The organism is Pantoea sp. ME81, assembly GCF_903970985.1.
Taxonomy (GTDB): Bacteria; Pseudomonadota; Gammaproteobacteria; order Enterobacterales; family Enterobacteriaceae; genus Pantoea; species Pantoea communis.
The window spans coordinates 13,676-38,964 of record NZ_CAJCKS010000019.1 but is presented as its reverse complement, the minus strand read 5'-3'; the positions used below and the strand labels follow the sequence as shown (position 1 = coordinate 38,964).

25 protein-coding genes are annotated in these 25,289 nt (G+C 53.5%); 14 read left to right on the top strand and 11 right to left on the bottom strand.

All coding sequences use genetic code 11. The annotated features are described in order from the left end of the window. Positions 1-154 precede the first annotated feature (154 nt). The gene (gene htpX, locus H7A81_RS05690; RefSeq protein ID WP_182056965.1) at positions 155-1,036 is read left to right on the top strand and encodes a protease HtpX; all 882 of its coding nucleotides are present in this window, start codon (positions 155-157) and stop codon (positions 1,034-1,036) included. Between the two features lie 52 nt (positions 1,037-1,088). Here htpX and H7A81_RS05685 read toward each other — a convergent pair whose 3' ends face one another. Beyond that, entirely contained in the window at positions 1,089-2,471 is a 1,383-nt protein-coding gene (locus tag H7A81_RS05685) for an MFS transporter (RefSeq protein WP_182056964.1), read from the bottom strand. A 193-nt stretch (positions 2,472-2,664) separates the two neighbouring features. Between H7A81_RS05685 and kdgR the strand changes: the two genes are divergently transcribed. Then, complete coding sequence (gene kdgR / locus H7A81_RS05680) at positions 2,665-3,456, top strand: DNA-binding transcriptional regulator KdgR (protein ID WP_034828705.1); 792 nt, start codon at positions 2,665-2,667, stop codon at positions 3,454-3,456. A gap of 36 nt (positions 3,457-3,492) precedes the next feature. On the opposite strand, the gene H7A81_RS05675 is transcribed toward kdgR, so the two are convergent. Then, positions 3,493-3,729 carry a YobH family protein gene (locus H7A81_RS05675; RefSeq protein ID WP_182056963.1) on the bottom strand — a complete coding sequence of 79 codons (237 nt, stop codon included), beginning with the start codon at positions 3,727-3,729 and terminating at the stop codon, positions 3,493-3,495. Between the two features lie 218 nt (positions 3,730-3,947). Here H7A81_RS05675 and H7A81_RS05670 point away from each other — a divergent pair, with 218 nt between their 5' ends. From H7A81_RS05670 to rlmA, 5 genes are all read left to right on the top strand, one after another. Continuing rightward, complete coding sequence (locus H7A81_RS05670) at positions 3,948-4,223, top strand: YebO family protein (RefSeq protein WP_034828707.1); 276 nt, start codon at positions 3,948-3,950, stop codon at positions 4,221-4,223. 18 nt (positions 4,224-4,241) lie between these two features. Further along, positions 4,242-5,252 (top strand): MBL fold metallo-hydrolase, encoded by a 1,011-nt coding sequence (locus tag H7A81_RS05665; protein WP_182056962.1) that lies wholly within the window; start codon positions 4,242-4,244, stop codon positions 5,250-5,252. Positions 5,253-5,779: 527 nt separating this feature from the next. Continuing rightward, positions 5,780-5,854 (top strand): DUF2627 domain-containing protein, encoded by a 75-nt coding sequence (locus tag H7A81_RS05660; protein WP_128599124.1) that lies wholly within the window; start codon positions 5,780-5,782, stop codon positions 5,852-5,854. 83 nt (positions 5,855-5,937) lie between these two features. Continuing rightward, positions 5,938-6,147: a transcription antiterminator/RNA stability regulator CspE gene (cspE, locus tag H7A81_RS05655; RefSeq protein WP_034828712.1), complete on the top strand. Its 210-nt coding sequence runs from the start codon at positions 5,938-5,940 to the stop codon at positions 6,145-6,147. A gap of 139 nt (positions 6,148-6,286) precedes the next feature. Beyond that, positions 6,287-7,093, top strand: a complete 807-nt coding sequence (gene rlmA, locus H7A81_RS05650; protein WP_166932316.1) for a 23S rRNA (guanine(745)-N(1))-methyltransferase — start codon at positions 6,287-6,289, stop codon at positions 7,091-7,093. Here rlmA and H7A81_RS05645 read toward each other — a convergent pair. From H7A81_RS05645 to manX, 4 genes are all read right to left on the bottom strand, one after another. After that, positions 7,090-7,548, bottom strand: a complete 459-nt coding sequence (locus H7A81_RS05645; protein WP_182056961.1) for a DUF986 family protein — start codon at positions 7,546-7,548, stop codon at positions 7,090-7,092. The genes rlmA and H7A81_RS05645 overlap by 4 nt on opposite strands. A 92-nt stretch (positions 7,549-7,640) precedes the next feature. Further along, positions 7,641-8,486 (bottom strand): PTS mannose transporter subunit IID, encoded by an 846-nt coding sequence (locus H7A81_RS05640; protein ID WP_038646579.1) that lies wholly within the window; start codon positions 8,484-8,486, stop codon positions 7,641-7,643. 14 nt (positions 8,487-8,500) lie between these two features. After that, positions 8,501-9,301, bottom strand: a complete 801-nt coding sequence (locus tag H7A81_RS05635) for a PTS mannose/fructose/sorbose transporter subunit IIC (protein ID WP_034828717.1) — start codon at positions 9,299-9,301, stop codon at positions 8,501-8,503. Between the two features lie 57 nt (positions 9,302-9,358). Beyond that, entirely contained in the window at positions 9,359-10,324 is a 966-nt protein-coding gene (manX, locus tag H7A81_RS05630) for a PTS mannose transporter subunit IIAB (protein ID WP_166932318.1), read from the bottom strand. Between the two features lie 511 nt (positions 10,325-10,835). On the opposite strand from manX, the gene H7A81_RS05625 reads away from it, so the two are divergent. Next, a complete protein-coding gene (locus H7A81_RS05625) occupies positions 10,836-12,401 on the top strand; it encodes a TerC family protein (protein WP_034828721.1) in 1,566 nt (521 codons plus the stop codon). Positions 12,402-12,802: 401 nt separating this feature from the next. On the opposite strand, the gene H7A81_RS05620 is transcribed toward H7A81_RS05625, so the two are convergent. From H7A81_RS05620 to pabB, 4 genes are all read right to left on the bottom strand, one after another. Further along, entirely contained in the window at positions 12,803-14,365 is a 1,563-nt protein-coding gene (locus H7A81_RS05620; RefSeq protein ID WP_182056960.1) for an EAL domain-containing protein, read from the bottom strand. A gap of 219 nt (positions 14,366-14,584) precedes the next feature. Continuing rightward, positions 14,585-15,949: an L-serine ammonia-lyase gene (locus H7A81_RS05615; RefSeq protein WP_058962469.1), complete on the bottom strand. Its 1,365-nt coding sequence runs from the start codon at positions 15,947-15,949 to the stop codon at positions 14,585-14,587. 191 nt (positions 15,950-16,140) lie between these two features. Continuing rightward, complete coding sequence (locus H7A81_RS05610) at positions 16,141-16,710, bottom strand: CoA pyrophosphatase (protein ID WP_182056959.1); 570 nt, start codon at positions 16,708-16,710, stop codon at positions 16,141-16,143. Further along, positions 16,711-18,069 (bottom strand): aminodeoxychorismate synthase component 1, encoded by a 1,359-nt coding sequence (gene pabB / locus H7A81_RS05605; protein WP_182056958.1) that lies wholly within the window; start codon positions 18,067-18,069, stop codon positions 16,711-16,713. 111 nt (positions 18,070-18,180) lie between these two features. Here pabB and H7A81_RS05600 point away from each other — a divergent pair, with 111 nt between their 5' ends. Next, on the top strand, positions 18,181-18,366 hold the full coding sequence (locus H7A81_RS05600) for a YoaH family protein (RefSeq protein WP_034828730.1): 186 nt from the start codon (positions 18,181-18,183) through the stop codon (positions 18,364-18,366). 12 nt (positions 18,367-18,378) lie between these two features. Here the strand turns inward: H7A81_RS05600 and H7A81_RS05595 are convergent, their stop codons facing one another. Next, positions 18,379-18,723: a RidA family protein gene (locus H7A81_RS05595; protein ID WP_034828732.1), complete on the bottom strand. Its 345-nt coding sequence runs from the start codon at positions 18,721-18,723 to the stop codon at positions 18,379-18,381. A 123-nt stretch (positions 18,724-18,846) separates the two neighbouring features. Between H7A81_RS05595 and H7A81_RS05590 the strand changes: the two genes are divergently transcribed. The 5 genes from H7A81_RS05590 (at position 18,847) to rnd (ending at position 25,268) form a co-directional block, all read left to right on the top strand. Then, the gene (locus tag H7A81_RS05590) at positions 18,847-20,757 is read left to right on the top strand and encodes an ATP-dependent DNA helicase (RefSeq protein WP_182056957.1); all 1,911 of its coding nucleotides are present in this window, start codon (positions 18,847-18,849) and stop codon (positions 20,755-20,757) included. 52 nt (positions 20,758-20,809) lie between these two features. Next, a complete protein-coding gene (tsaB, locus tag H7A81_RS05585) occupies positions 20,810-21,508 on the top strand; it encodes a tRNA (adenosine(37)-N6)-threonylcarbamoyltransferase complex dimerization subunit type 1 TsaB (RefSeq protein ID WP_182056956.1) in 699 nt (232 codons plus the stop codon). 59 nt (positions 21,509-21,567) lie between these two features. Beyond that, on the top strand, positions 21,568-22,164 hold the full coding sequence (locus H7A81_RS05580; protein WP_034828738.1) for a Slp family lipoprotein: 597 nt from the start codon (positions 21,568-21,570) through the stop codon (positions 22,162-22,164). A 207-nt stretch (positions 22,165-22,371) separates the two neighbouring features. After that, a complete protein-coding gene (gene fadD, locus H7A81_RS05575) occupies positions 22,372-24,048 on the top strand; it encodes a long-chain-fatty-acid--CoA ligase FadD (protein ID WP_182056969.1) in 1,677 nt (558 codons plus the stop codon). A 98-nt stretch (positions 24,049-24,146) separates the two neighbouring features. Further along, positions 24,147-25,268, top strand: coding sequence for a ribonuclease D (gene rnd / locus H7A81_RS05570; RefSeq protein WP_182056955.1), 1,122 nt, complete (start codon positions 24,147-24,149; stop codon positions 25,266-25,268). Positions 25,269-25,289: the final 21 nt, after the last annotated feature.

The window sequence follows — 25,289 nt, the reverse complement described above, 5'->3', positions numbered from 1 at the left end:
GTGGCTAATGGGCAGAATTGCGCACATCATTACCAAATGTAAAGTTATGTCTTTTTAGACACTTAAAGATTAAGGTTGCTTGAAAACCTGCGCAATGGACATAGGATGTATATCCGCGCATGAGCGCGAGCACAACTGAGGAAGATTAACGTTTATGATGCGTATTGCGCTTTTCCTGGTCACCAACCTGGCGGTGATGTTGGTATTCGGACTGATTCTGAGTCTGACAGGAATTCAGTCAAGCAGTGTTCAGGGTCTGATGATTATGGCAGGTCTGTTTGGCTTTGGCGGTGCGTTTGTTTCACTGCTGATGTCTAAATGGATGGCGTTGCGCTCCGTCGGCGGTGAAGTGATTCGACAACCCCGTAACGAGACAGAACGCTGGCTGATGGATACCGTCAGTCGCCAGGCTCAACAGTCCGGCATTGCGATGCCGCAAGTGGCGATCTATCACGCGCCAGATATTAACGCCTTTGCTACCGGTGCGCGTCGTGACGCCTCACTGGTTGCGGTCTCGACCGGCTTGCTGCAGAACATGAGCCGTGATGAAGCGGAAGCGGTGCTGGCGCACGAAATCGCCCACATCGCTAACGGTGACATGATCACCATGACGCTGATTCAGGGTGTGGTGAACACCTTCGTGATCTTCATTTCGCGTATTATCGCGCAGGTAGCATCGGGCTTCCTGTCGGGTAACCGTGACGGTGAAGAGAGCAGCAACGGTAACCCGCTGGTCTATTTTGCGGTCGCGACCGTGCTGGAACTGGTGTTCGGCATTCTCGCCAGCATCATCACCATGTGGTTCTCACGTCACCGTGAATTCCACGCGGATGCAGGTTCAGCCAAACTGGTGGGCCGCGAGAAGATGATTGCCGCTCTGCAGCGTTTGAAAACCAGCTACGAGCCGCAGGAGCCAAGCAGCATGATGGCATTCTGCATTAACGGCAAAAGCAAATCGTTGAGCGAATTGTTTATGTCGCATCCGCCGCTCGATAAGCGTATCGAAGCGCTGCGTAACGGTGACTATCTGAAATAATGGTTTGGCTGTTGCAATAAACAAAGGTGCCCAATTGGGCACCTTTGTTGTTTTATGACTTCACCGTCTGACTCGATTGCGTCATCCGAGACATACTGATGACGGCTGCCACCGTAGCGAAGCTACCCGCCAGAACCAGTGACGCATGTGTTCCGCTGTCGTTAAACAGATTGAACATCAATGCAACCAGTGCTGCACCGCTGCTCTGACCGACCAAACGCGCCGTCCCTAACATACCGCTGGCGCCACCGCTGCGATGGCGCGGGGCAGAGGAGATAATTGTGTGATTATTTGGAGACTGGAACAGACCAAAGCCCGCACCGCAAAGCATCATTCTCCAGATAATATCAATATCGGTGGGTTGTGAAGGCAGCAGTGCCAGTAAGAACAGACCCGCCGCAAACATTGCCAGCCCCAGGCCACCCAATAATCCCGCATGGACTTTCTCAATCAACCGGCCAGCAATGGGTGCCAGCACCATGGTGGCCAGCGGCCAGGGTGTGAGCAGCAACCCGGTTGCCACTTCATCCCGTCCCAGCACGTTTTGCAGGAAGAATGGCAGCGAAACCATAGCCAGCATCTGCGCACAGAACGAGCAAATCGAAGTGCACATCGACAACGAAAAAATGGGGATGCGCAGCAAATCCACCGGCAGTAGCGGCACTGGCATCGCCAACTGGCGACGAACAAACACCACGCCCACCAACACCAGTGCGACGACTTCCGCCAGAATGAGCCAGTGATCCTGCCCCTGTGAGAACCCGCTGAGGGCCGATATGAGCAGGCCAAAGAACAGGGCATTCATGATGGCACTGGGAACATCGAACTTCTGCTGTTTAGCTTTCTGCGTGTTATCTGGCAGAAAACGCAGCGCCAGCCACAGTGCCACAATGCCCAGCGGCACGTTGATCAGGAATAACCATTTCCAGCTGGCGATGGAGAGAATCGCGGCTGCCACCGTTGGGCCCGCAGCGCTCGACACCGCGACGATCAGCGAGTTAATCGCCATACCGCGGCCGAGAAAACGCTGCGGATAGATAATACGAATCAGCGCTGTGTTCACACTCATCAGTGCCGCGCCGCCAAAACCCTGCAGGATACGCGCCACGGTAAGCATATTGAGTGAAGAGGAGAGGGCGCAGAACAGTGAAGTGGCGATAAACAACGCCAGCCCTACCTGATAAACACGGCGATAACCCAGCATATCGCCCAGAAAGGAGAGCGACAGTAACGAGATAACAATGGCGATTTGGTAGGCGTTAACAATCCAGATTGATTCCGCCGGACTGGCATTCAGTTCGCGTGCAATGGTGGGTAACGCAACGTTAGCAATGGCACCATCCAGCACTGCCATCATGATGCCTAACGCAATAGTGATAATCGCGCCGTACCGCTGCGGAACAGGTAATCCATCCTGAGAGACTGTAGGGGACATAAATGAAATAAATGAAGGAAGTGAATATCATCATGCTAATCAATTTTGTGACGGAAAGCACCGCATTCATTGACAAAAAATTACGAAGGAATGTGTCGCAGATTGCCAGTCGTTGCCGCCGTTGGGCTGAAACGCATATACTGGCGCTTCTGTTCCGTTTTTTTTGAAACACCGTCAAAAAAGGATACGCGCAATGGCGAGCAGTGATAACGATAAACAGCCAGACTCCGTCTCTTCGGTAATGAAAGTGTTCGGCATTTTGCAGGCGTTAGGCGAAGATCGTGATCATGGTATCACCGAGCTGTCGCAACGCGTGATGATGTCAAAAAGCACGGTTTACCGCTTTCTGCAAACCATGAAATCATTGGGTTACGTAGCGCAGGAAGGGGAAAGTGAAAAATATTCGCTGACGCTCAAGCTGTTTGAATTGGGTGCCAGGGCACTACAAAACGTCGACCTGATTCGTAGTGCCGATGTCGAAATGCGAGAACTGTCGCGTTTGACCAAAGAAACCATCCACCTGGGTGCGCTGGAAGAAGACAGCATTGTCTATATCCATAAAATTGATTCGCTGTATAACCTGCGCATGTACTCGCGCATCGGGCGTCGTAACCCGCTGCATACCACCGCCATCGGTAAAGTGTTACTGGCATGGCGCGATCGCACTGAAGTTCAGGCAATCCTGAGCGAAGTCGAGTTTCGTCGCAGTACCGCCAACACCATCGTCAGTGCTGAAGCGCTGCTTGAGGTATTAGATCAGGTAAAAGTGCAGGGTTTCGGTGAAGATAATGAAGAGCAGGAAGAGGGCTTACGCTGTATCGCTGTGCCGGTTTTCGACCGCTTCGGCGTGGTGATCGCGGGATTGAGCATCTCGTTCCCGACAATCCGATTCTCTGAAGAAGCAAAAAATGAGTACGTGGCGATGCTGCATCGTGCCGCGCGCAATATTTCCGACCAGTTGGGTTACCACGACTACCCATTCTGAATAGCAAAACGGGCTGTCGCCAGCCCGTTTTAATCACTAATTATCTACCACTTCGCCACTTTTCTTCAGCAGTGGACAATCGGTGACACCCACAATACCGCTGTCGGTATGCAGATATTGCGCGGTGATCATGCCGCGTGCAGTGAGATAGCTACACTGTAAGCCCAGTCCAGCGGCGTTTTTGTTGCTTCCGGTCAGTACGCCATAGCCGGTAAACAGCATCCCTAACCAGACCACTGCCACCGCGATTATCGCCCGAATGAATAGTTTCATTTTATCTCCTTGTGATACACAACGCAGCTATCCTGAAGTCGCTGCGATTTCTATAGTAGCAGCATGACGCGTCCTGCTCATGAAATCGATCAGAGATAACTGAAAGCCATCAAGATGCGGGATAATCTGCTTTCCACCGGCAACCATTATCTTTTCCGCACACAACGAGTAGAATCAGCGGCGGTGTAAGTGTTTTATGTTTGACAATAGAGGCAGTTATGAACGAGTTAGCCGCAAATACCAGTCCGCTGTTCAGTTATGGTGTACTGGCCATCATTATTGTTGTGGCCTTGATAGCCTGGTTCTTCGTTAACCGGGCCAGCATGCGCGCCAGTGAACAGATTCGTTTGCTGGAAGCACTGCTGGAAGAGCAGAAAAAACAGAATGCATTGTTGCGCCGCCTGGCGGATGCTCAACCTGCCACAGCAAAACAGCAGGAGGAAGAAGACGCCGTCGAACAGCGCGACTTCATCCGTATGATTCCAGAACGTTAAACACATGATGGAGCAGTAATGGCCTGGCAAAATCCCTGGTACGACGCAACGCTGGCGCATCACACGCCAGAAGGTTTCCGCAATCCGGAACCGGAATTGCGCCAGCCAGGGGATTTGCAGCGCTGGCGGCGGGAGCGCAAAGCGGACCATTTGCCGCTGCCGCCTCAGGCCGGCTATCCGGCATTCATTGCCCGCTGGTATCAGGAAAGCGATCTGGGCGGTGATGACGATCGCGTCTGGTGGTTAGGTCATGCCGCCGTGTTGATGCGGCTCAATCGCCGCTATATTCTCATCGATCCGGCACTCTCTGCGCGTGCTTCACCGCTGCCGTTTGCTGGACCACAGCGTAAAACGCCCGCTCCGCTCCATATTGCACAGTTGCCACATCTCGACGTGGTACTGATTTCGCACAATCACTACGACCATCTCGATCGACCTACGGTAAAGCGCATCGCACGTCATTTCCCGGATGCGCAATTTGTTGTGCCGCTGGGTATGGGAACCTGGTGCCGCAAACGTGGCGTGCGTCATGTCACCGAACGCGACTGGTGGCAATCCATTGATATCGCAGGAGTGACGCTGACTGCCGTACCCGCGCGGCACTGGAGCATGCGAACTTTCTGGGATCGCAATCGCTCACTGTGGTGTGGCTGGGTGGTGCGAAACCAGAGTGTGAATTTTTGGTTTTCAGGTGACAGTGGCTATAGCGAAAACCTGTTAGAAATTGCTGAACGGCTTGGGCCCTTTAATCTTGCCGCGTTGCCCATTGGCGCTTATGCACCAAAATGGTTCATGCGCGGTCAACATATGGACCCCGATCAGGCGGTGCGTTTATGGCAGGCGATAGGGCGTCCGTTAACGCTGCCGATCCACTGGGGTGTGTTTGAACTGGCGGATGATCCTTTAGATGAACCCCCTGCCGCTTTGGCGCAAGCAATGCAATCCGCGGGAGAATGGGACTCACGCTTTATGCCATGGAGAATAGGCACCAGCCGAAGCTTGCAGAATAGCGATTCAGATGTGTCCTAAGCCCGATTTGTTAAATCAAGCGTCGCAGTGCGTTTTTTTAACATTTAATTGTAGAGTCGTTAGTTAAAAATAAGATAACCGCCAAAACGAGCGTGCATATATTTGGGGCAAGAGCGCTTATATTTTCCTGATTTTGGTGCAAAACAATTAATGACTTGTACTTAATAAATCGGGTTGTACAAGTTTTGCTCAGCGCACGAATGTTGCATTCCATGTTAATTTTTTGGCGAAATATTTTATCAATGCCATATTAATGCAATACTTTTTGCGTAGCCTTGACCGCTTTAATTGTGCTGGTTTAGATTACGTCGCTACGCTTGACTAATGTAAGTACTGGCGCTAACTACTCTGACATATAACATTTTTTTGTGCAGTTATTCCGTCATCTGTCAATATGCTAATGGCAGAAGAGTGCAGAGCAACGGCCAATTATGTGCGTCATGTCGATCACCGTTTAAAAATGGCTTGCCATTAATTTGCGGATATGTGATAACGACTCTTGGGTCAAACGAGGTACAGTTCTGTTTATGTATGGCATCTTCAGTAAAGAAGTTACGAGTAAAGACGTTGACGTTGAATTCCGCTTCCTTGCCGAACCTTAAATTAGTGCCTCATTCAGTAACGTCTCTGGTTTATCTGTAAGACTGCCTTCGGGCAATATAAACAATCAAAGGAATTTGCAAAAATGGCAAAGATTAAAGGTCAGGTTAAGTGGTTCAACGAGTCTAAAGGTTTTGGTTTCATTACTCCTGCTGACGGCAGCAAAGACGTGTTCGTACACTTCTCTGCAATCCAGGGTAACGGCTTCAAAACTCTGGCTGAAGGCCAGGCTGTTGAGTTCGAAATTCAGGACGGCCAGAAAGGTCCAGCTGCAGTAAACGTTACTGCTATCTGATTTCGTTCTCAGACTCGGTGCCATGCGCCGCTGACACGAATTGTAAAGCCCTGGTCTCTGACCGGGGCTTTTCTTTTATCCTTTCTGTTGCCAGACGATCAGGGTAAACTGCGCGCGAATCGTGAACCCGGAGTTGTCTATGTCTTTGATTTGCCCCCTTTGCCAGCAACATTTGCACCAGCAAGCCAACAGCTTCCGCTGCGATGCAGGTCACCAATTTGATCAGGCTAAAGAAGGGTACGTTAATTTGTTGCCGGTGCAGCATAAAGGCTCAAAGGAACCGGGTGACAGTGCGGAAATGCTGCTGGCACGTCGCGCATTTCTTGATGCAGGCCACTATCAGCCATTGCGCGATGCAGTGGCGCAACATCTGGCACAGCGCCTGAATGGCCAGGCGGCACAAATATTGGATATTGGCTGTGGCGAGGGTTACTACACCGCAGCAATGGCAGAAGCCCTTCCGCAGGCGCAGTTGTTTGGCCTGGATGTGGCGAAAGCGGCGATTCGCATGGCGGCTAAACGTTATCGCACGGTGAAATTTTGTGTCGCCTCCAGCCAGCGTTTACCCTTTGCTGATGCATCGCTGGAGGGCATTGTGCGCATCTATGCTCCCTGTAATGAAACCGAACTGAACCGGGTGGTGAAAACGGGCGGCTATCTGCTGACGGTGACGCCAGGTCCACATCATCTGCAGCAGTTCAAGGCGCTGATTTATCGTGAAGTGCAGCTGCACGCGGCAGAAGAAAAGGCTTACGAAGGTTTTAGCCAGGTCGGGCAACACAATCTGCGTTATGAAATGACGTTAAATGGGGCCGAAGCGGTGAGCTTGCTGCAGATGACGCCTTTTGCCTGGCGCGCGCGCGAAGAAGTCTGGCAACAGCTGGTGGCAGCCGATAGCTTTAGCTGCGATGCCGACTTCATGCTGACGCTATGGCAGCGCACTTAACGCGCTTCCACCAGCGTATTGTAGATACGTTCCAGGTCGTCGAGCTTTTGCACTGCAATCAGCAGGCGACGCTGTTCCAGCTGCATGACTAAAATGCCATCCTCAGACAAGTTCATACTTTGAATGCGACGATAGTCGATCCACACGCTGCCGAAGAACAGTCCCTCTGTCTTCATCAACAATTTCGGCGTGCGTAGCCAGAATAGCCAGATCGCCATAAAGCATAACACCATCAGCAGCGTGGTGGTGAGCTGCGGGCCATGGTTGCTGACGTTATTCCACAGCAGAATCAGCAGTAACACGATAAAAATACCGCTGTCGATCTTATGGCGACGACGCAGCGCGACACGCAATTTGGTCGGCCCCTTGCGCCGCGGCAGGATAGCGTCATCGTAAATCGCGAACAGGGCGAAAGCGATGATCAGCAGGGCAATCAGAGCGTCAGTCAGTGACATTACATTTTCTTCCTCAACCGAATTTACCTCAACGTTGGCGCTCAGGTAACTTCGCTGAAAACTGCCGGGAGCCGAAGCCCCCGGCGAGATGATTACAGACCGAGCAGGCCGATCCAGTAACCAAAGATACCCAGGGCAAAGAAGCCCACGATAATCCACAGTGCGTTAACTTTACGGCGCAGCAGCCACATACAGCCGAAGGTCAGCAGCAGCGGGATTAAGCCCGGCATCAGCTGATCGAGGATCGATTGAACGGTAGTCACGGTGGTTTTGCCGGTGTGATCGGTAATGCGCGACACCACAAGCGGCACGTTCACGTGTGTCCACTTGTTGACCAGCGCCCCCATGACAAACAGGCCGAGAATCGACGCCCCCTCCGTGAGTTTTTGCAGGAAGCCGCCACCCATATCGCTGACGATATCCACGCCTTTGCGATACCCATACGCCACACCGTAATAACGCGTCAGCATACGCACGGCGTTAAACAGAATGAAGAACAGCAGGGGACCGAGCAGGCTGCCGCTCATCGCGATACCGGCACCGAGTGCAGCAAACACCGGGCGAACGGTACCCCAGAAGATCGGGTCACCCACCCCCGCCAGCGGTCCCATCAGGCCGACTTTAATGCCGTTAATCGCGGCATCATCAATCGCCGCGCCGTTAGCACGTTGTTCTTCCATCGCCATGGTAACGCCGAGCACCGGTGCTGCCACGTATGGATGGGTATTAAAGAACTCCAGATGACGCTTAATCGCCTGTTTACGATCGTCATTGTTCTCAGGATAGAGGCGACGAATCACCGGCACCATTGAGAAGCAGAAGCCCAGCGCCTGCATACGTTCAAAGTTCCATGAACCCTGAAACAGGTTAGAGCGGATGAACACACCACGGACATCGCTCGGGGTGAGTTTCTTTTGCGTGTTAGTTGTATCAACCATGATTTCACCTGTTCCTAGTCGAGTTCGTTGTCGAGGTCATTGTGTGCAGGACCGGCAGCGGCTGCGCCTGCTGTACGGTTATATTTCGGCGCCAGCTGGATATACAGCACCGCCATGACCACACCAATCACGCCCAGAGCAACCAGGTTGAAGTTGGTGAAGGCCGCCGTCACAAAGCCCAGATAGAAGAACGGCATCAGGTAGCCTGCGCGCATCATGTTGATGACCATCGCGTAACCGACCACCACGATCATGCCACCGGCGATGTTCAGACCGTTGGTGACCACTTCTGGAATGGAGCTCAACAGTTCTTGTACCACACTGGTACCCACTGAAATCGCCACAATCAGGGCTGGAATTGCAATACGCATCGCCTGCAATACCAGTGCAGAGACGTGAATCCAGCTGATGGCGCTCAGATTACCTTTCTCGGCGGCCTTATCGGCAGCGTGCTGGAAGGCAACGGTGATGGTACGGACGATGATGGTCAGAACCTGACCGGCTGCTGCCAGAGGAATCGCCAGTGCGATACCCGCACCAACACTTTGGCCACCTGCGATAACCAGAATGGTCGAAATGATGGAGGCCAGTGCCGCATCGGGTGCAACTGCCGCACCGATGTTCATCCAGCCCAGCGCGATCATTTCCAGGGTACCACCGATGATGATACCGGTTTTCATGTCACCCAGAACCGCACCAATCAAGGTACAGGCCACCAGTGGACGGTGGAACTGGAACTCATCAAGAATCGATCCCATCCCGGCAATACAAGCCACAATAAATATCAGGATGATTTGTAGCGTGGTTATTTCCATTGCTTTTCTCCTCAGCAAGGTCTCAAGTATTCGCCCGCCAGCGCAGGCAAAAGCGAACTACTGATTGACCTTGGCAATCAGGTCCATCATTTTCAGTCTTGGGTCGTTTGAAACTTTACGCACTTCCAACTCAATACCGCGTTCATTCAGTTTACGGAAGGCTTCAATGTCCTTCTGATCGACCGAAACTGCGTTGTTGACCTGGGTTTTACCCTGTTTGTATGCCATGCCGCCGATGTTGACCGACTTGATATCCACGCCTTGTTCAACAATCCGTTCCACATCGGTTGGATTGGTGAACAGCAGCATCACGCGGTCACGGCCATATTTCGGGTTGTTCCACACGCGGATCATCTTGGCAATATCCACCACGTGTGCTGTCACGCCAGGAGGGGCCACCTGCGTTAGCAGCGTTTTACGCACATGGTCATTAGCCACTTCATCACTGACGACGATGATGCGAGTCACGTTGGTCTCTTTGGTCCAGCGGGTTGCCACCTGGCCGTGAATTAAACGGTCATCGATGCGCGCCAGGCCGATCTTCATGTGCTCGCCCGGTGCCAAAGGCTTTTGCGGTTGCGCCGGGGCTTGTGCGGCAACGGGTGCTGCAGCTTCCGGGGTAGGGGTTTCGGTCTTGAGGGCTTTAACACCTTCGCGGCCGGCTTCCACGGCAATATGAATCAATTCCTCAAAGGATGGATTATCATCGCGGCCCATCAGGGTTTCCACCAGCATCGGGATGTTCACCCCGGCGATGACGTCATAATCCGGCTTATCCACCACAATGCGGCTCGCCGCGTTGAATGGACTGCCGCCCCAGGTATCCACCAGGAACAGCACGCCTTTCGACGTGTCGAGTTCTGCCAGTCTCGCCTGATACTTTTCGATTAGCGTTTCTGCATTTTCGCCGGGCACGAAATCAATCCATCCGACATTTTCCTGCTCACCCAACAACATTTCTGCTGTTTTAAGCAGCTGTTCTGCCGCCCAGCCATGTGTACCAATTACAATAGCAATGGTCACTTGCTACCTCCGTTCGCATGAGAGATTCTCTGGCATTGCCGGGAATCATTGAGAATTACCGTTGTTGATTCAGGTGGATCGTTTAGGTCTAAGATGAAGAGTCGCATCAATAAATGTTCCGAAACTGTCCGCTGCACAGCAGTAAGGTCGCGATTTATTTTAGTGTGCGAAAAAATAATTTATGTGATGTTTGTCAGCTATTTCGAGCGTAACGCTGCAAAATTGCATTTATGTTCGTTATTCCTGCGTTTGTGCAGTTGTTTGTAAATGTAATAAAATTTTTTGACGTTGTTGATGTAACTGATACATTAGCGTTCTGTTTAATATTCAGGAGTATCGGGCTTCAGCTCACCTATATGGACCGTCACCGACGTCGCTCAACATGTTCTCAGCGCTTTCTGGCGCACACTACAACGCTCTTCAGCGTGACCTCATTTGCTAACGATCTCTCGTCTCGCTTCACCGCGCAGGCTCAATCTCGTTCGCCCCTCTGTGTTGTAAGGAGTCATTGATGGAATTTCTCTTCGACCCCTCAATTTGGGCGGGTTTGCTAACGCTGATCGTGCTGGAGATCGTTCTCGGCATCGACAACCTGGTGTTCATCGCCATCCTGGCGGACAAGCTGCCACCGAAACAGCGTGATAAAGCGCGTCTGATCGGTCTGTCACTCGCTCTCGTGATGCGATTGGGCCTGCTGTCGCTGATTTCCTGGATCGTGACATTGACGCGACCCCTATTCAGCGTAGGCGATTTCAGTTTTTCCGGGCGAGATTTAATTCTGTTGTTCGGTGGTTTGTTCCTGTTATTCAAGGGAACCATGGAACTGCATGAGCGGTTGGAAAACCGCGGCATGGAACATCAGGGCAACAAAGGTTATGCCAGCTTCTGGGCCGTGGTGATCCAGATTGTGGTGCTGGACGCGGTATTCTCGCTTGATGCGGTGATTACCGCAGTGGGGATGGTTAACCATCTGCCGGTGATGATGACCGCCGTGGTGATTGCCATGGGTGTGATGCTGTTGGCTTCGAAGCCGTTGACCAACTTCGTCAATGCCCATCCGACGGTCGTGGTGCTGTGCTTAAGCTTCCTGCTGATGATTGGTTTGTCATTGGTGGCGGAAGGCTTCGGTTTCCACATTCCAAAAGGCTATCTGTACGCCGCAATTGGCTTCTCGATTGTGATTGAGCTGTTCAACCAAATTGCGCGTCGTAACTTTATTCGCCATCAGGAACATCGGCCGATGCGAGAACGCACCGCTGAAGCGATCTTGCGCCTGATGGGCGGTCGCCAGCGTCATCAGCCGGTAACCACTGAAGAAGCTTCGTTGACGCAGGCGATGCCACAGGAAGCATTTAAAGACGAAGAGCGTTATATGATCAACGGCGTGTTGACGCTGTCACAGCGCTCCATTCGTAGCATCATGACGCCACGCGGCAATATCTCATGGGTGGATGCTGAACGTCCGGTGGATGAAATCCGTATTCAGCTCCTCGACACGCCGCACAGTTTGTTCCCGGTGTGCCGAGGTGAGTTAGATGAGATTATCGGCGTGGTGCGCGCCAAAGAACTGCTGGTGGCGCTGGAGCATGGTATGGACGTGGCGACGTTTGCTGCTACCACTCCGGCGATAGTGGTGCCTGAAACGCTGGATCCGATCAACCTGCTGGGCGTACTGCGCCGCGCTAAAGGCAGCTTTGTCATCGTCACCAACGAATTTGGTGTGGTGCAAGGTTTGATTACCCCACTGGACGTGCTGGAAGCGATTGCCGGTGAGTTCCCGGATGAAGATGAAACGCCCGATATTATCGCGGATGGTGATGGCTGGTTAGTGAAGGGCGGTACCGATCTGCACTCACTGCAGCAGTTGCTCGACCACCATGAGCTGGTGGACCGGGAAGAAGATCATGCCTCGCTGGCGGGTCTGTTGATTGCCCAGAAAGGCCAACTGCCGCAGCCTGGTGAGATCATCGACCTGCCGCCGCTGCATTTCCAAATCATTGAGGCTACGGATTATCGTATCGACCTGGTGCGCGTAACCAAAGATAAGCCGCATGAAGATGAAGAGCATGAGGCGTAAGCGCTAAGTTAATTGTCATCGAAAAGGCCGATATCCACGATATCGGCCTTTTTTATTTCTGTGACCCGTCCTAAATAGCGTTGGCACATTTTACTCACTCACTGAGGAAGATGTGATTAACCAGTATGTGTTTCGCCCTGAATGGCGTTGACACCTTCCACACTTTCTCTGAGGAATAGGTCATGAACGAGTATGTTAAACGCTCCACGCGATTAACCTAATCCAGGTACAGCGTTGTACAGACCGCAAAAATGCCACATGAAGCCGGTAAAGGGGGATGAGGAGTAAAGCGTACGCAGCAGGGATGCGGCGTCCGAGGCTACAGGGATGTATTCACGCCGTCTTTACGGAACATCCCCCTTTACCGGCTGGAACGCACCACCAGGCACAGCCCCCCAACATCAGGCCCTTAAATGCGCCTGATGCTGCTCCAGCCACACAGGGAAATCTTCGATGGGCATTGGACGGGCGTAATAATAGCCCTGTAAATGATCCACGCCGCGCTCACGCAGATAGTGTGCCTGCTCCGCGGTTTCCACACCCTCAGCCACTAACGCAATGTTCAAACGCTGCGCCAGCGAAATCACCATATCTGTCACCGTGGCGTTAATCGCGTCGGTACCGATGGCCGCAGTGAAAATCTTGTCAATTTTTAGCACGTCTGGCTTCAGGTCTTTCAGGTAGGCAAGGGAACTGTGTCCGGTACCGAAATCGTCAATCGCCAGGCGCACGCCGATCTCATGCAACTGCGACACCACAGATTGATCAATCACCGGCAGCGCATCGCGCTCGGTCAACTCGACCACCAGCTTCGGCAGCGGGTTAGCGGGCCACCAGATACTTTGCAGATCCTCGACAATCGCACGATCGCGGAAATGGCTGGCGGCAACGTTAATCGCAATATGGAAAGAAGAACATTGCGGCAGGTTAGGCAACTCATCTACCACTTTGGCTAACACAAAGCGCGTCAGTGGTGCTATCAGGTTCTGGCGCTCGGCTAGCGGGATAAACACATCCGGCGCAACCCAGCCTTGACGCGCATTGTGCCAGCGCAACAGCAACTCCATGCCATCGCACTCACCACTTTTGGCATTGATCAGCGGCTGACAGTAAACCATAAATTCATTCGCGGTAATGCCATAGCTGATTTGCCAGCTGAGGCTCATGCGGTTCGCGGTGGCTAACCAAACGATATAACCCATCAGCAAGCTCAGCAACACTGCGAGCGGCAATTGGGAAGGCAGCGTATGCAACGCCAGACGTGCCGGAGAAGGGCCATACAAGGTAATGCTGTAGGGGTAACGCAGTGAAGCCTGATCAAAAGCCACTTCATCTTCCGATGGCACTGTCTCTTCAATCAACGGATTGCCATATTCCAGACTCTGTCCGCCGACATTAAAAATAGCCCGTTCGACCCAGGGTAACTGCGGCTCCAGCAGATAATTTGTCATCAATTCCACATTGATAACCTGCAGCAGCCCATCGCGATTATCCAGCGATTTGGGTGTCCACAGCACCAAGACCGGTGAGCCTTTCAGCAGATAATTATCGGTGGTCAGCATCATGCGCTGATTATTAATCGCCAACTCCGGATAGGTCTGGCTAAACGAAATATTGCGCGGGCCGTAAATACTGGAGCAGTAAATACTGTCATCCTGCACCAGCAGGATGGTGCGCACGGTCTGCAATGAAGAAATCTTTTCGATTAACGGATAGCGAACTTGTGCGCAAGGCACGCCAACCAGCCCAAGCGTGTTGTTGGCGGAGACATCCAGCGGGGAGAACATGCGGTCAAAGCGCTCAATGGCGCGACTGGCAAAATTCAGGGACTGCTGCTCAATACGCGATTTCTCTTCGATATAACGAAAAGTCAGCGTGAGAATCAGAACCAGCGCCGCGATCACCAACGCGATAAGCAAACGCTTACGGCGAAATTGACCGACAAATTGCTGGGGAATGAGCATCAGTAACCACCTTGCAAAACAAAAATTGAAGCCAAATTAACGTGTAGGTTATCGGCATTGAGGCGGCCAGGTTTAGCGCACCGCAGAGAAAAAAAGCGGCACTAAAAAACAGCGCGGCCACTAAGGGCCGCGCGCAAATTAATGTATCTGGTTTACTCACAGGGAGGTAGCGTGAGATGCAGAAAAAAATCTAATTGATTATTTTTTCAACACATCTGGTCAATCACATTGAACTTTGATCGCCAGACCGCCGCGTGAGGTTTCACGATACTTGGCATTCATGTCTTTACCGGTTTCGTACATGGTTTCGATCACCTTATCCAGTGAAACACGTGGTTCACTGGTACGGCGTAACGCCATGCGCGCGGCATTGATGGCTTTCACTGAGGCGATAGCATTACGTTCGATGCACGGCACCTGCACCTGACCTGCCACCGGATCACAGGTTAATCCCAGGTTATGTTCCATACCGATTTCAGCGGCGACACACACCTGCTCCGGGCTGGCGCCGAGCAACTCCGCCAGGCCAGCGGCAGCCATCGAACAGGCCACACCGACTTCGCCCTGACAGCCCACCTCAGCACCTGAAATCGAGGCATTCATTTTATACAACACGCCAATGGCACCCGAGGCCAGGAAGTAACGGATGAAGATGTCCGGCGTCACGGTCTCAATAAAGTGATCGTAATAGGCCAGCACCGCAGGGACGATACCGCAGGCGCCGTTGGTTGGCGCGGTGACCACACGTCCACCGGCGGCATTTTCTTCATTCACCGCCAGGGCAAACATGTTGACCCAATCAATCACGTTCATCGGGTCATTGGAGTGCTTGGAAGAAGAAACCAGTAAACGACGCAACGAGGCAGCGCGGCGCGGCACGCGCAGTGGACCCGGCAATACGCCTTCCGTATTTAAGCCGCGATCGATACAGGCCTGCATGGTTTGCCAGACGTTGCCGAAATAGGCATATATGTCTTCACGGCTGTGCAGCGCCAGCTCATTCTTCATCACCAAACCGGAAAGGGACAATCCACTTTCATGGCAGTGGCTCAACAACTCTTTGGCAGAGTTGAACGCATACGGCACCGAGACCTCATCCAGTACGGATTGGCCGAAATGCTCTTCATCAACGATAAATCCGCCGCCGATGGAGTAGTAGGTCTTGGTCAGGATCAACAGATCGCCGGCAAAGGCGAAAACCGTCATGCCGTTTTCATGCAACGACAGATTTTCGCTGCGGAACACCATGCCGCCTTCGCGTGGGAAGTCGACTTCACGTGCACCGTTCGCCAGCAGCAGGCGCTCGCGCTGCTCGACGTCTTTAATAAAAGCGGGAATGCTATCGATATCCACGGTGGCGGGCTCAAAGCCGGCCAGCCCCATAATGATGGCGATATCGGTATGGTGACCTTTACCTGTGAGCGACAGCGAGCCATAGACGTCGACGGCAATGCGCGTCACGTCTTGCAATTTGCCCTGTTCGGCCAGCAGATCAACAAACTGCTTGCCCGCTTTCATCGGACCTACGGTATGTGAACTGGATGGGCCAATGCCCACTTTGAACATGTCAAAAACACTAATCACCGGTGACACTCCTCACAAATCTTATTCTGTACGGCTGAGGCCGTTTATGCGGCTAATAGTAATCGCCCGCGTGACTCAGCGAGCAGCTTTTCGCATGAAATAAACTAATTATAAGCCACAGAAATAGTTATCCCATTCTGCGGTTGTGAAGTGGATCGAGTTTATGGCGGAAGTAACATGCAGCGCGGAACTCAGGGAAGGGCGATTTGCTGACTTAATGCGCGAATAATCCCGGCGGTCATGCCCCAGATAAAATAATCCTCATACCACGATAACCACACCTGATGCTGACGATGACCACGGCGCAAGGTGAGTCCACTGTAGCGACTGAGACGCAGGGCTTCTGCCAGCGGCATCGCGAAGGTGCTTTCCACTTCGTCAGGATTAATATTGAGAGGCAGGTCCGCGGGAATAATGCCGACCACCGGCGTGACGGCAAAACCGGTGCTGCTGGTCACGGGCGGTAAGATACCCACGACGCTAACCTGAGCGGGGTGAATGCCGACTTCTTCTTCGGCCTCACGCAGTGCGGTGTGAATGAGCGAATCATCTGTTGCATCCTGCATGCCGCCGGGGAACGCTACCTGGCCCGCGTGTTTCCGCAGGTGTGAAGAGCGACGCGTCAACAGTAATCCCGGTTCAGCACCGTCGATCACCGGTACCAACACGGCCGCTCGCCGGCCGCTGATCACGCTTTTGGATGCGCTCAGAGGAGGCTGCAGCACGAAGCGGTTCAGGAACTGGTCAAGCGTTAGGCTCATTTAAACCTCGCCGCTCAGGCTGGGCAAGATACGATTGACCTTGTGGAAGGTCTCCTGATATTCCAGCTCCACATCGCTGTCCGCCACCAGGCCACCACCTGCCGCACAATAGAGATGCTGATTTTCAGCGATTAACGTGCGGATAGTGATGCTGGTATCCATGCGACCACACAGGCTGATGTAACCGATGCTGCCGCACCAGGCGTTGCGGCGCTGCGGTTCCAGTTCCTCAATAATTTCCATAGCGCGAATTTTTGGTGCACCGGTAATGGAGCCGCCGGGGAAACAGGCGCGCAGGAGATCGGTTGCGCCGAGATGTTGAGGCAGTCGCGCTCGTACTGTGCTCACCAGATGATGCACCGCCGGGAAAGGTTCAACCACAAACAGCTCAGGAACGCTGACGCTACCAGGTTCTGCCACGCGGCCAATGTCATTACGCAGCAAATCGACAATCATCAGGTTCTCGGCGCGATCTTTTTCCGCATGGCCCAGTTTCTCAGCCTGCAAGCGATCGGCTTCTGGATCGGCTAAGCGTGGCAAAGTGCCTTTAATCGGTCGGGTCTCAATCTCCTGCTGCTGCAATGAGAGAAAGCGTTCCGGTGACAGGCTAAGAATGACGCTCTTAGGCAAGCGGATAAATGCACTGAAGGGCGCGCGGTTGGCACGGTTGAGTCGTAAAAAGGCCAGCCACTCGTCGCCGTGATAGCGAGCCTGAAAGCGTTGCGCCAGATTCACCTGATAGCAATCACCGGCCTGAATGTAATGTTGAACCTGTGCAAAACGCGCGGCATATTCATCAAAACTAAGGTTTGACTGCCAGTCGCTGGTTAGCGCAAAAGCTTTAGGCTGCGGAATCGCTTGTGCCTGCAACCACTGCCAGCGTTGCCCGGCATCGGTGAGTGAAATCAGGGTGAGTTTTTGCTGATGATGATCCGCGATCAAAGCCCAATCGTAGATGCCGACTGCCATATCCGGGGTTGTCAGATCCTGCTCAGCGCGCTGCGGTAAGATTTCAAAGCGGCGTCCCAGATCATAACCAAACAAACCCAGCGCGCCGCCCTGGAAAGGCAGATCAGCATCAAACAGTGGAGTCGCTCCCAGCATTTCGCACTGTTGCTGCACCAGGTGCAGTGGATCATCGGCGGAGAGGATCACCTTGCCATCACAGTCGATTTCCGTCATCTCGCCACGCGTGGTAAGCGTGGCAAGGGGATCCGCCGTTAAAATGTCAAAACGATTATCGGCATGGTCGGCATGTCCAGAGGTGAGCAACATCGCCCAGGGACGATGAGCAAGCGCAGAAAAACGGTGCAACAGCGCATCCGGCGTATACTTCAGGTTAAGGGTGTTTACGATCATCGGGCTAATTAATCCAACAAGCAGGCGCGTAGCCTGGCACATTTTTTTGTCGCTGGCACCTGTTTGTTCCTCATGGAATAATGCGTCCCCCCTTTGCACCAGGAGCAAATAATGTTTACAGGTCTTCCGGCTTTATCTCATGAACAGCAGCAGCAAGCTGTGGAACGTATCCAGGAATTGATGGCGGGTGGCATGGCGAGTGGTCAGGCGATTGCGCAGGTGGCACACGAGATCCGCCAGAGCTATCAGGGTGAATCGATTCGGGCGATGTTCGAAGACGACGAAGAAGACGAATAACGCCCGAAAGGGTTACAGTGCGGCGATGATTTTGATTTCCACTTTGTACTTCGGATTCATCAAGTCGGCTTGCACGGTGCAACGCACCGGCGCGTTGTCAGGTGAAACCCACGCATCCCATGCACGGTTCATGGCCGGAAAGTCAGCTTTATCGACCAGGAAGATTGTGGCATCAAGGATCTTACTTTTGTCTGATCCGACTCGGGTCAGAATCGCGTCAATCACCGCCAGCGCGTTGGCGGTTTGCGCTTCGGCATCGTCATCCAGATTTTCTGGCACGCTGGTGTAATAGACGGTCTGGTTATGCACAACGGCTTCTGACATGCGGGGTGCGGGATCAATACGCGTAATGGTCATGGTGTTCTCCTGTAATTTCGCTGCGCTAGCCTGCCATATCCTGTAGGGCGCTGTCATCTGTTGTGGTCGCCTCAGGGGAATCCTGACATAATTACAGTGTTTTTGACCAATCGGTGAGGATGTGTGGCAGACGATTTTGCAGCTGATGGCGCGCTGGCGCAGGCTATTCCAGGTTTCAAACCGCGTGCCGCGCAGCGTGAAATGGCGCAAGCGGTCATGGAAGCGGTGAAGAAGGGCGGTGAGCTGGTGGTCGAAGCCGGCACCGGTACCGGTAAAACCTATGCCTATCTGGCACCCGCATTGCGTGCGAAAAAAAAGGTCATTATCTCGACCGGATCCAAAGCACTACAGGATCAGCTGTATAACCGCGATTTGCCCACCATTGCTCGTGCCCTGAAGTTCAGCGGTAAAACTGCCCTGCTGAAGGGACGTTCCAACTATTTATGCATCGAACGTCTGGAACAGCAGAATCAGACCGGTGGCGATCTCACCGTACAGGCGCTTGGGGATTTGATCAACGTGCGCAGCTGGTCAAATCAAACTTCAGATGGCGATGTCAGCAGCTGTTCCGGCGTGGCCGAAGACAGTCCGATCTGGCCGTTTGTCACCAGCACTAACGATAACTGCCTCGGCAGCGATTGCCCGCTCTACAAAGATTGCTTTGTGGTGAAAGCGCGTAAAAAAGCCATGGATGCCGATGTGGTGGTGGTGAACCATCATCTGTTCCTTGCCGATCTGGTGGTCAAAGAGGGTGGTTTTGGCGAGCTGATCCCGGAAGCGGATGTGATGATCTTCGATGAAGCGCATCAGTTACCCGATATCGCCAGTCAATACTTTGGTCAGCAACTTTCGAGCCGCCAACTGCAGGACCTCGCCAAAGACATCATTATTGCCTATCGCACTGAGGTGCGCGACGTGCAGCAGCTACAGAAATCAGCCGACCGTCTGGCACAGTGCGCGCAGGATTTCCGTTTAACGCTCGGCGAGCCGGGTTTTCGCGGCAATCTGCGTGACCTGCTAAGCGACAACAACATCATGCGCATGTTGACCCTGCTGGATGATGCGCTGGAGCTTTGCTACGACGTCATCAAATTGTCGCTGGGGCGTTCGGCGTTGCTGGACGCGGCATTCGAACGCGCGGCACTGTATCGCACCCGTCTGAAACGCCTGCGCGCCATTGATGAACCCGGCTTTAGCTACTGGTATGAGTGCACCAGCCGCCACTTTACGCTGGCGTTAACCCCGCTATCGGTGGCCGAACGTTTTCGTGAAGTGATGGATAACCGTAAAGCGGCGTGGGTATTCACCTCCGCCACGCTGGCGGTGAATGAGCAGATGAGCCACTTCTCCAGCCGATTGGGCGTCGATAAAGCCACCACCATGATTCTCGACAGTCCTTTCGATTACACTCAGCAGGCGCTGTTATGTGTGCCTCGCAATATGCCGGAACCCAATCAACCCGGCGGTGCCCGTAAGCTGGCACAGATGATGAAACCGCTGATCGATGCCAATAAAGGACGCTGCTTCTTCCTCTGTACTTCGCACAAGATGATGCGCGAACTGGCCGCCGAATTTCGTGCCTCGATGACTTTGCCGGTGTTGTTGCAAGGAGAAACCAGTAAAGGCCAGCTGCTGAAGCAGTTCCTCGAGGCCGGCAACGCCTTGCTGGTGGCGACCAGCAGTTTCTGGGAAGGCGTTGATGTGCGTGGCGATGCGCTGTCACTGGTGATTATCGATAAGCTGCCGTTTACTTCGCCGGAAGATCCGTTGCTGAAAGCGCGCATGGAAGATTGTCGCCTGCGTGGCGGCGATCCCTTTAATGATGTGCAACTGCCGGATGCGGTTATCACCCTGAAGCAGGGGGTTGGCCGTTTGATTCGTGATACTGACGATCGTGGCGTGCTGGTGATTTGCGATCAGCGCCTGGTATCGCGTCCGTATGGCGGGTTGTTCCTCAATAGTCTGCCACCCACGCCGCGTACCCGCGATTTGCAGCGCGCCATCGCTTTCGTCCGCCAGCCAGAGAAGCACTAATTTGTGCCAGGCTGTGTTAAGATGCGCGCCATTTTGACTTTCAGAGGTTGTTATGTCCGCCCGAATTTTAGCTCTGGACACGGCGACAGAAGCCTGTTCTGCCGCGCTGCTCAATCAGCAGCAGATCGATGCCCGCTTTGAAATCGCCCCGCGCGATCACACCCAACGCATCTTACCGCTGGTCCAGGAGCTGTTGCAGGCGCAGCAGCTGGATCTGACTGCGCTTGACGTGCTGGCGTTTGGCCGTGGACCGGGTAGTTTCACTGGCGTGCGCATTGGCATTGGTATTGCGCAAGGGCTGGCGCTGGGCGCGAACTTGCCGATGATCGGCGTCTCTTCTCTCGCGACTATGGCTCAGGGCGCATGGCGCTTAACCGGTGCTGAACGCGTGCTGGCCGCCATCGACGCGCGTATGGGCGAGGTTTACTGGGCCGAATACCAGCGTGATGCTAACGGTGAATGGCAAGGTGCAGAATCGGAAGCCGTATTGAAACCCGAAGATGTGCAGGCGCGCATTGCCCAGCTAAGCGGCGAGTGGGCAACGGTCGGCACCGGCTGGGCGGCTTATCCGCATCTGTTAAGCTCGACGGGCGCAACCTTAGTGACCACAGAAGTGACGCTGCCAGCAGCGGAGGATATGCTGCCGCTGGCATTGAGTGCCTGGCAGCGCGGTGAGTCGGTGGCGGTGGAGAATGCCGAGCCGGTTTACCTGCGTAATGAAGTGGCATGGAAAAAGTTGCCGGGCCGTTAAGCGCCACGCAACTATTCCGTAAGCGCCCAGTCTAACTGAGAAATAACAGGAGAAGTGCTATGCCAATAAGTCGTAAAGGGATGTCTGGCGCTCTGTTAGCCTGCGCGCTGTTGCTCAGCGGCTGCGTTTCGGTGCCAGATTCCATTAAAGGGAGTTCTCAACTTCCACAGCAAGATTTATTACGCGTGATGAATGCGCCGCAGCTGTATGTCGGTCAGGAGTCACGTTTTGGCGGTAAAGTGGTGAAAGTCACCAATCTGACGGGCGTGACGCGCCTGGAGATCGCCACCCAACCGCTGGATGACAGTGCGCGGCCGCGTTTAGGTTCCGCATCGGTTGGGCGTATTTTCGCCGACATTCGCGGTTTTGTTGATCCGGTGGATCTGAACAATCAGTACGTCACGGTACTGGGTAATATCAAAGGTACCGAAAAGGGTGAGATTGGTAAAGCCAGCTACAACTTTGTGGTGGTGGATGTGCGCGGCTATCAGCGCTGGCACCTGACTCAGCAGGTGATGACGCCACCGCAGCCTATCGATCCCTGGATTTGGTATGGGCCAACGCGTCGTCATCCGGGTTACTGGGGGCCTAATCCTTATTGGGGGATGAACATGAATACCGGTCCCGCGCAGGTGGAAACTATCTTGACCGAATAATTCATCTTCATTATTTGACGGCCCGGTCGCGGTGCTCGCGACCGGGCTTTTTTATTGGGCGCGCAACCGATGCGCGAAATTTAGTGATGCGCTTCGCAACCTGAAAATGCCGAAACAGGCAAACTGGTACAATCAGTTAAAATATTGTTAACAACACTGATTGCAGAGGCGGCGATGGCTACGCAACAAGAATATCGGGGTGATTCTTTGAATAAGGTTTGGCTTAAACGCTATCCGGCAGATGTTCCTGCGGAGATTAATGCGGACCGTTATACCTCTTTGGTCGAACTTTTCGAGCACGCAGCATTGCAGTATGCCGATCAAACGGCGTTTATTAATATGGGTCAGCCGATGACCTATCGTCAGCTGGATAAACAAAGTCGTGACTTTGCGGCCTGGCTGCAACAAGGGTTGGGCCTGAAGCAGGGCGACCGCGTGGCGCTGATGATGCCAAACTTGCTGCAATATCCGGTGGCGCTGTTTGGCGTGCTGCGTGCGGGTATGGTGGTGGTCAACGTTAACCCGCTCTACACGCCGCGTGAGCTGAAACATCAGCTGAATGACAGTGGCGCCAGCGCGATTGTCATTGTGTCCAACTTTGCCCACACGCTGGAAAAAGTCGTCGCGGAAACGCCGATCAAGCACGTGATGCTGACGCGCATGGGTGACCAGCTTGCCCCGGTCAAAGCCACGCTGGTCAATTTCGTGGTGAAGTATGTTAAGAAGCTGGTGCCGAAATACCATCTGCCAGGTGCGGTGCCATTCCGCAGCGCACTGCAGCAGGGCGCGCAGATGACTTACCAGCGTCCGACGCTGTCTAACAGTGACCTGGCATTCCTGCAATACACCGGCGGCACCACCGGCGTCGCCAAGGGCGCGATGCTAACTCACGGTAACATGCAGGCAAACCTGGAGCAGACCAAAGCTACTTATGGCAAACTGCTGCGTGCGGGCAAAGAGCAGGTGGTCACGGCACTCCCGCTCTACCATATCTTTGCGTTAACGGTAAACGGCCTGCTGTTTCTCGATCTCGGCGGTACCAACCTGCTGATCACCAATCCGCGTGATATCCCCGGTTTTGTCAAAGAGCTAAGCAAATTCCCGTTCACCGCCATTACCGGCGTCAATACGCTGTTTAACGCGCTGCTCAACGACGAAAACTTTAATAAGCTCGATTTCTCCACGCTGCGTCTTTCTGCTGGCGGCGGCATGGCCGTGCAAAAGGCCGTGGCTGAGCGTTGGGAAAAACTCACCGGGCATTATCTGCTCGAAGGTTATGGTTTGACTGAATGTTCACCACTGGTATCGGTCAATCCGTATGACATCACTTGCCACACCGGCAGCATCGGTCTTCCTGTACCCTCCACGGATGTGCGTATCGTCGATGACGAAGATAACGATGTGGCGCCAGGTGAACCGGGTGAACTCTGTATTCGTGGTCCACAGGTGATGGTCGGTTACTGGCAGCGACCGGATGCCACCGAAGAAGTGTTGAAAAATGGCTGGCTGCACACCGGTGATGTTGTTACCGTTGATGGCGAAGGTTTTATTCGCATCGTCGATCGTAAGAAAGACATGATTCTGGTGTCAGGCTTTAACGTGTATCCTAACGAAATCGAAGATGTGCTGATGCAGCATCCGAAAGTGCGCGAAGCCGCCGCAATCGGTGTTCCCAGCGACCTTTCCGGCGAAGCGGTGAAAGTGTGCATCGTTAAAAAGGATCCGTCACTGACGAAAGAAGAAGTGCTGGATCATTGCCGCCGTCAGCTCACCGGCTACAAAGTGCCGAAGATTATCGAGTTTAGAGATGAGCTGCCGAAGACCAACGTGGGCAAAATTTTGCGCCGCGAATTGCGTGACGAGGCGAAGCGAGAAGGGCAGTAAGCTGCCTTTCTCTCCAGGTTAACGCCGGCTCAGTCCGGCGTTTTTATTGCTTTTAACATGGAGCGCTGCGCGAAGTGTGCCGCAGCGAGAATGAATACGTGAATTACACCCTGATCGACCAAAACAGCCAGCTGGCTGCCGTGTGCGAACAAGCGCGCCAGCATAATGCCGTTGCGCTGGATACTGAATTCGTGCGCACGCGCACTTACTATCCGCAGTTGGGTCTGATCCAGCTGTTCGATGGTGAACAACTGGTTCTGATCGATCCGCTCAACATCAGTGATTGGACGCCGTTCATCGCACTGCTGCAAGACAAACAGGTGACGAAATTCCTGCACGCCGGTGGCGAAGATCTTGAAGTTTTCTTGCATCGTTTTAAATGCCTGCCTGATCCGATGATCGATACCCAAATCCTGGCGGCCTTCGCTGGGCAGCCGCTGTCATGGGGCTTCGCTTCGATGGTTAATCACTTTAACCAAATCGAACTGGATAAGAGCGAATCCCGTACTGACTGGCTGGCGCGCCCGCTCACTGAGCGTCAATGCGACTATGCCGCAGCAGATGTCGCTTATCTTCTGCCGATTGCCCATCAGTTAGTTGAGCAGACGCACGCCGCAGGCAACATGGCTGCAGCGCTGAGCGAATGCGATAATCTTTGCCAGCGTCGTCTTGACGTTTTACAGCCAGAGGATGCATGGCGCGACATCACCAACGCATGGCAGTTGCGACCGCGCCAGTTGGCAGCGCTGCAACGCCTGGCGGCATGGCGTTTGAACATCGCCCGTCAGAAAGACATGGCCGTGAATTTTGTGGTGCGTGAAGAGAATCTTTGGAAAGTGGCGCGCTTTATGCCGGGTAGCCTGGGTGAGCTCGATCATTTGGGCCTGAACGGTCACGAGATTCGCTTCCACGGGAAAGCGATGGTGGCGCTGGTGGCGGAAGCGCAGGCACAGGATGAAGCGACCTTACCACAACCGTTGCCCAATCTGATTGACCATCCGCATTACAAACAGGCATTTAAAGCAATCAAAGCGCTGGTGTTACAGGTAAGCGAAGAGACGGGTTTCAGTCAGGAGCTATTGGCTTCACGTCGCCAAATCAATCAGGTGTTAAGCGTATACTGGGGCTTGAAAAGCGGATGCCGTACACCAGAATTACTGACTGGCTGGCGTGGTGAATTGCTGCAAAAGCGAATCGACGAGATCCTGCAGGCGCTATAAGCGGAATGTTTTCCCCTGCGC

Excerpts from the sequence above, each read along its gene's own strand:
- H7A81_RS05685 (WP_182056964.1), bottom strand. The coding sequence starts at position 2,471 with ATGTCCCCTACAGTCTCTCAGGATGGATTACCTGTTCCGCAGCGGTAC.
- H7A81_RS05620 (WP_182056960.1), bottom strand. The coding sequence starts at position 14,365 with ATGCTCATTCCCCAGCAATTTGTCGGTCAATTTCGCCGTAAGCGTTTG.
- H7A81_RS05610 (WP_182056959.1), bottom strand. The coding sequence starts at position 16,710 with ATGAGCCTAACGCTTGACCAGTTCCTGAACCGCTTCGTGCTGCAGCCT.
- H7A81_RS05665 (WP_182056962.1), top strand. The coding sequence starts at position 4,242 with ATGGCCTGGCAAAATCCCTGGTACGACGCAACGCTGGCGCATCACACG.
- H7A81_RS05640 (WP_038646579.1), bottom strand. The coding sequence starts at position 8,486 with ATGGTTGATACAACTAACACGCAAAAGAAACTCACCCCGAGCGATGTC.
- rlmA (WP_166932316.1), top strand. The coding sequence starts at position 6,287 with ATGTCTTTGATTTGCCCCCTTTGCCAGCAACATTTGCACCAGCAAGCC.
- H7A81_RS05675 (WP_182056963.1), bottom strand. The coding sequence starts at position 3,729 with ATGAAACTATTCATTCGGGCGATAATCGCGGTGGCAGTGGTCTGGTTA.
- H7A81_RS05595 (WP_034828732.1), bottom strand. The coding sequence starts at position 18,723 with ATGACCATTACGCGTATTGATCCCGCACCCCGCATGTCAGAAGCCGTT.
- H7A81_RS05635 (WP_034828717.1), bottom strand. The coding sequence starts at position 9,301 with ATGGAAATAACCACGCTACAAATCATCCTGATATTTATTGTGGCTTGT.
- tsaB (WP_182056956.1), top strand. The coding sequence starts at position 20,810 with ATGTCCGCCCGAATTTTAGCTCTGGACACGGCGACAGAAGCCTGTTCT.
- kdgR (WP_034828705.1), top strand. The coding sequence starts at position 2,665 with ATGGCGAGCAGTGATAACGATAAACAGCCAGACTCCGTCTCTTCGGTA.
- H7A81_RS05625 (WP_034828721.1), top strand. The coding sequence starts at position 10,836 with ATGGAATTTCTCTTCGACCCCTCAATTTGGGCGGGTTTGCTAACGCTG.
- H7A81_RS05580 (WP_034828738.1), top strand. The coding sequence starts at position 21,568 with ATGCCAATAAGTCGTAAAGGGATGTCTGGCGCTCTGTTAGCCTGCGCG.
- cspE (WP_034828712.1), top strand. The coding sequence starts at position 5,938 with ATGGCAAAGATTAAAGGTCAGGTTAAGTGGTTCAACGAGTCTAAAGGT.
- H7A81_RS05645 (WP_182056961.1), bottom strand. The coding sequence starts at position 7,548 with ATGTCACTGACTGACGCTCTGATTGCCCTGCTGATCATCGCTTTCGCC.
- htpX (WP_182056965.1), top strand. The coding sequence starts at position 155 with ATGATGCGTATTGCGCTTTTCCTGGTCACCAACCTGGCGGTGATGTTG.
- H7A81_RS05600 (WP_034828730.1), top strand. The coding sequence starts at position 18,181 with ATGTTTACAGGTCTTCCGGCTTTATCTCATGAACAGCAGCAGCAAGCT.
- pabB (WP_182056958.1), bottom strand. The coding sequence starts at position 18,069 with ATGATCGTAAACACCCTTAACCTGAAGTATACGCCGGATGCGCTGTTG.
- H7A81_RS05670 (WP_034828707.1), top strand. The coding sequence starts at position 3,948 with ATGAACGAGTTAGCCGCAAATACCAGTCCGCTGTTCAGTTATGGTGTA.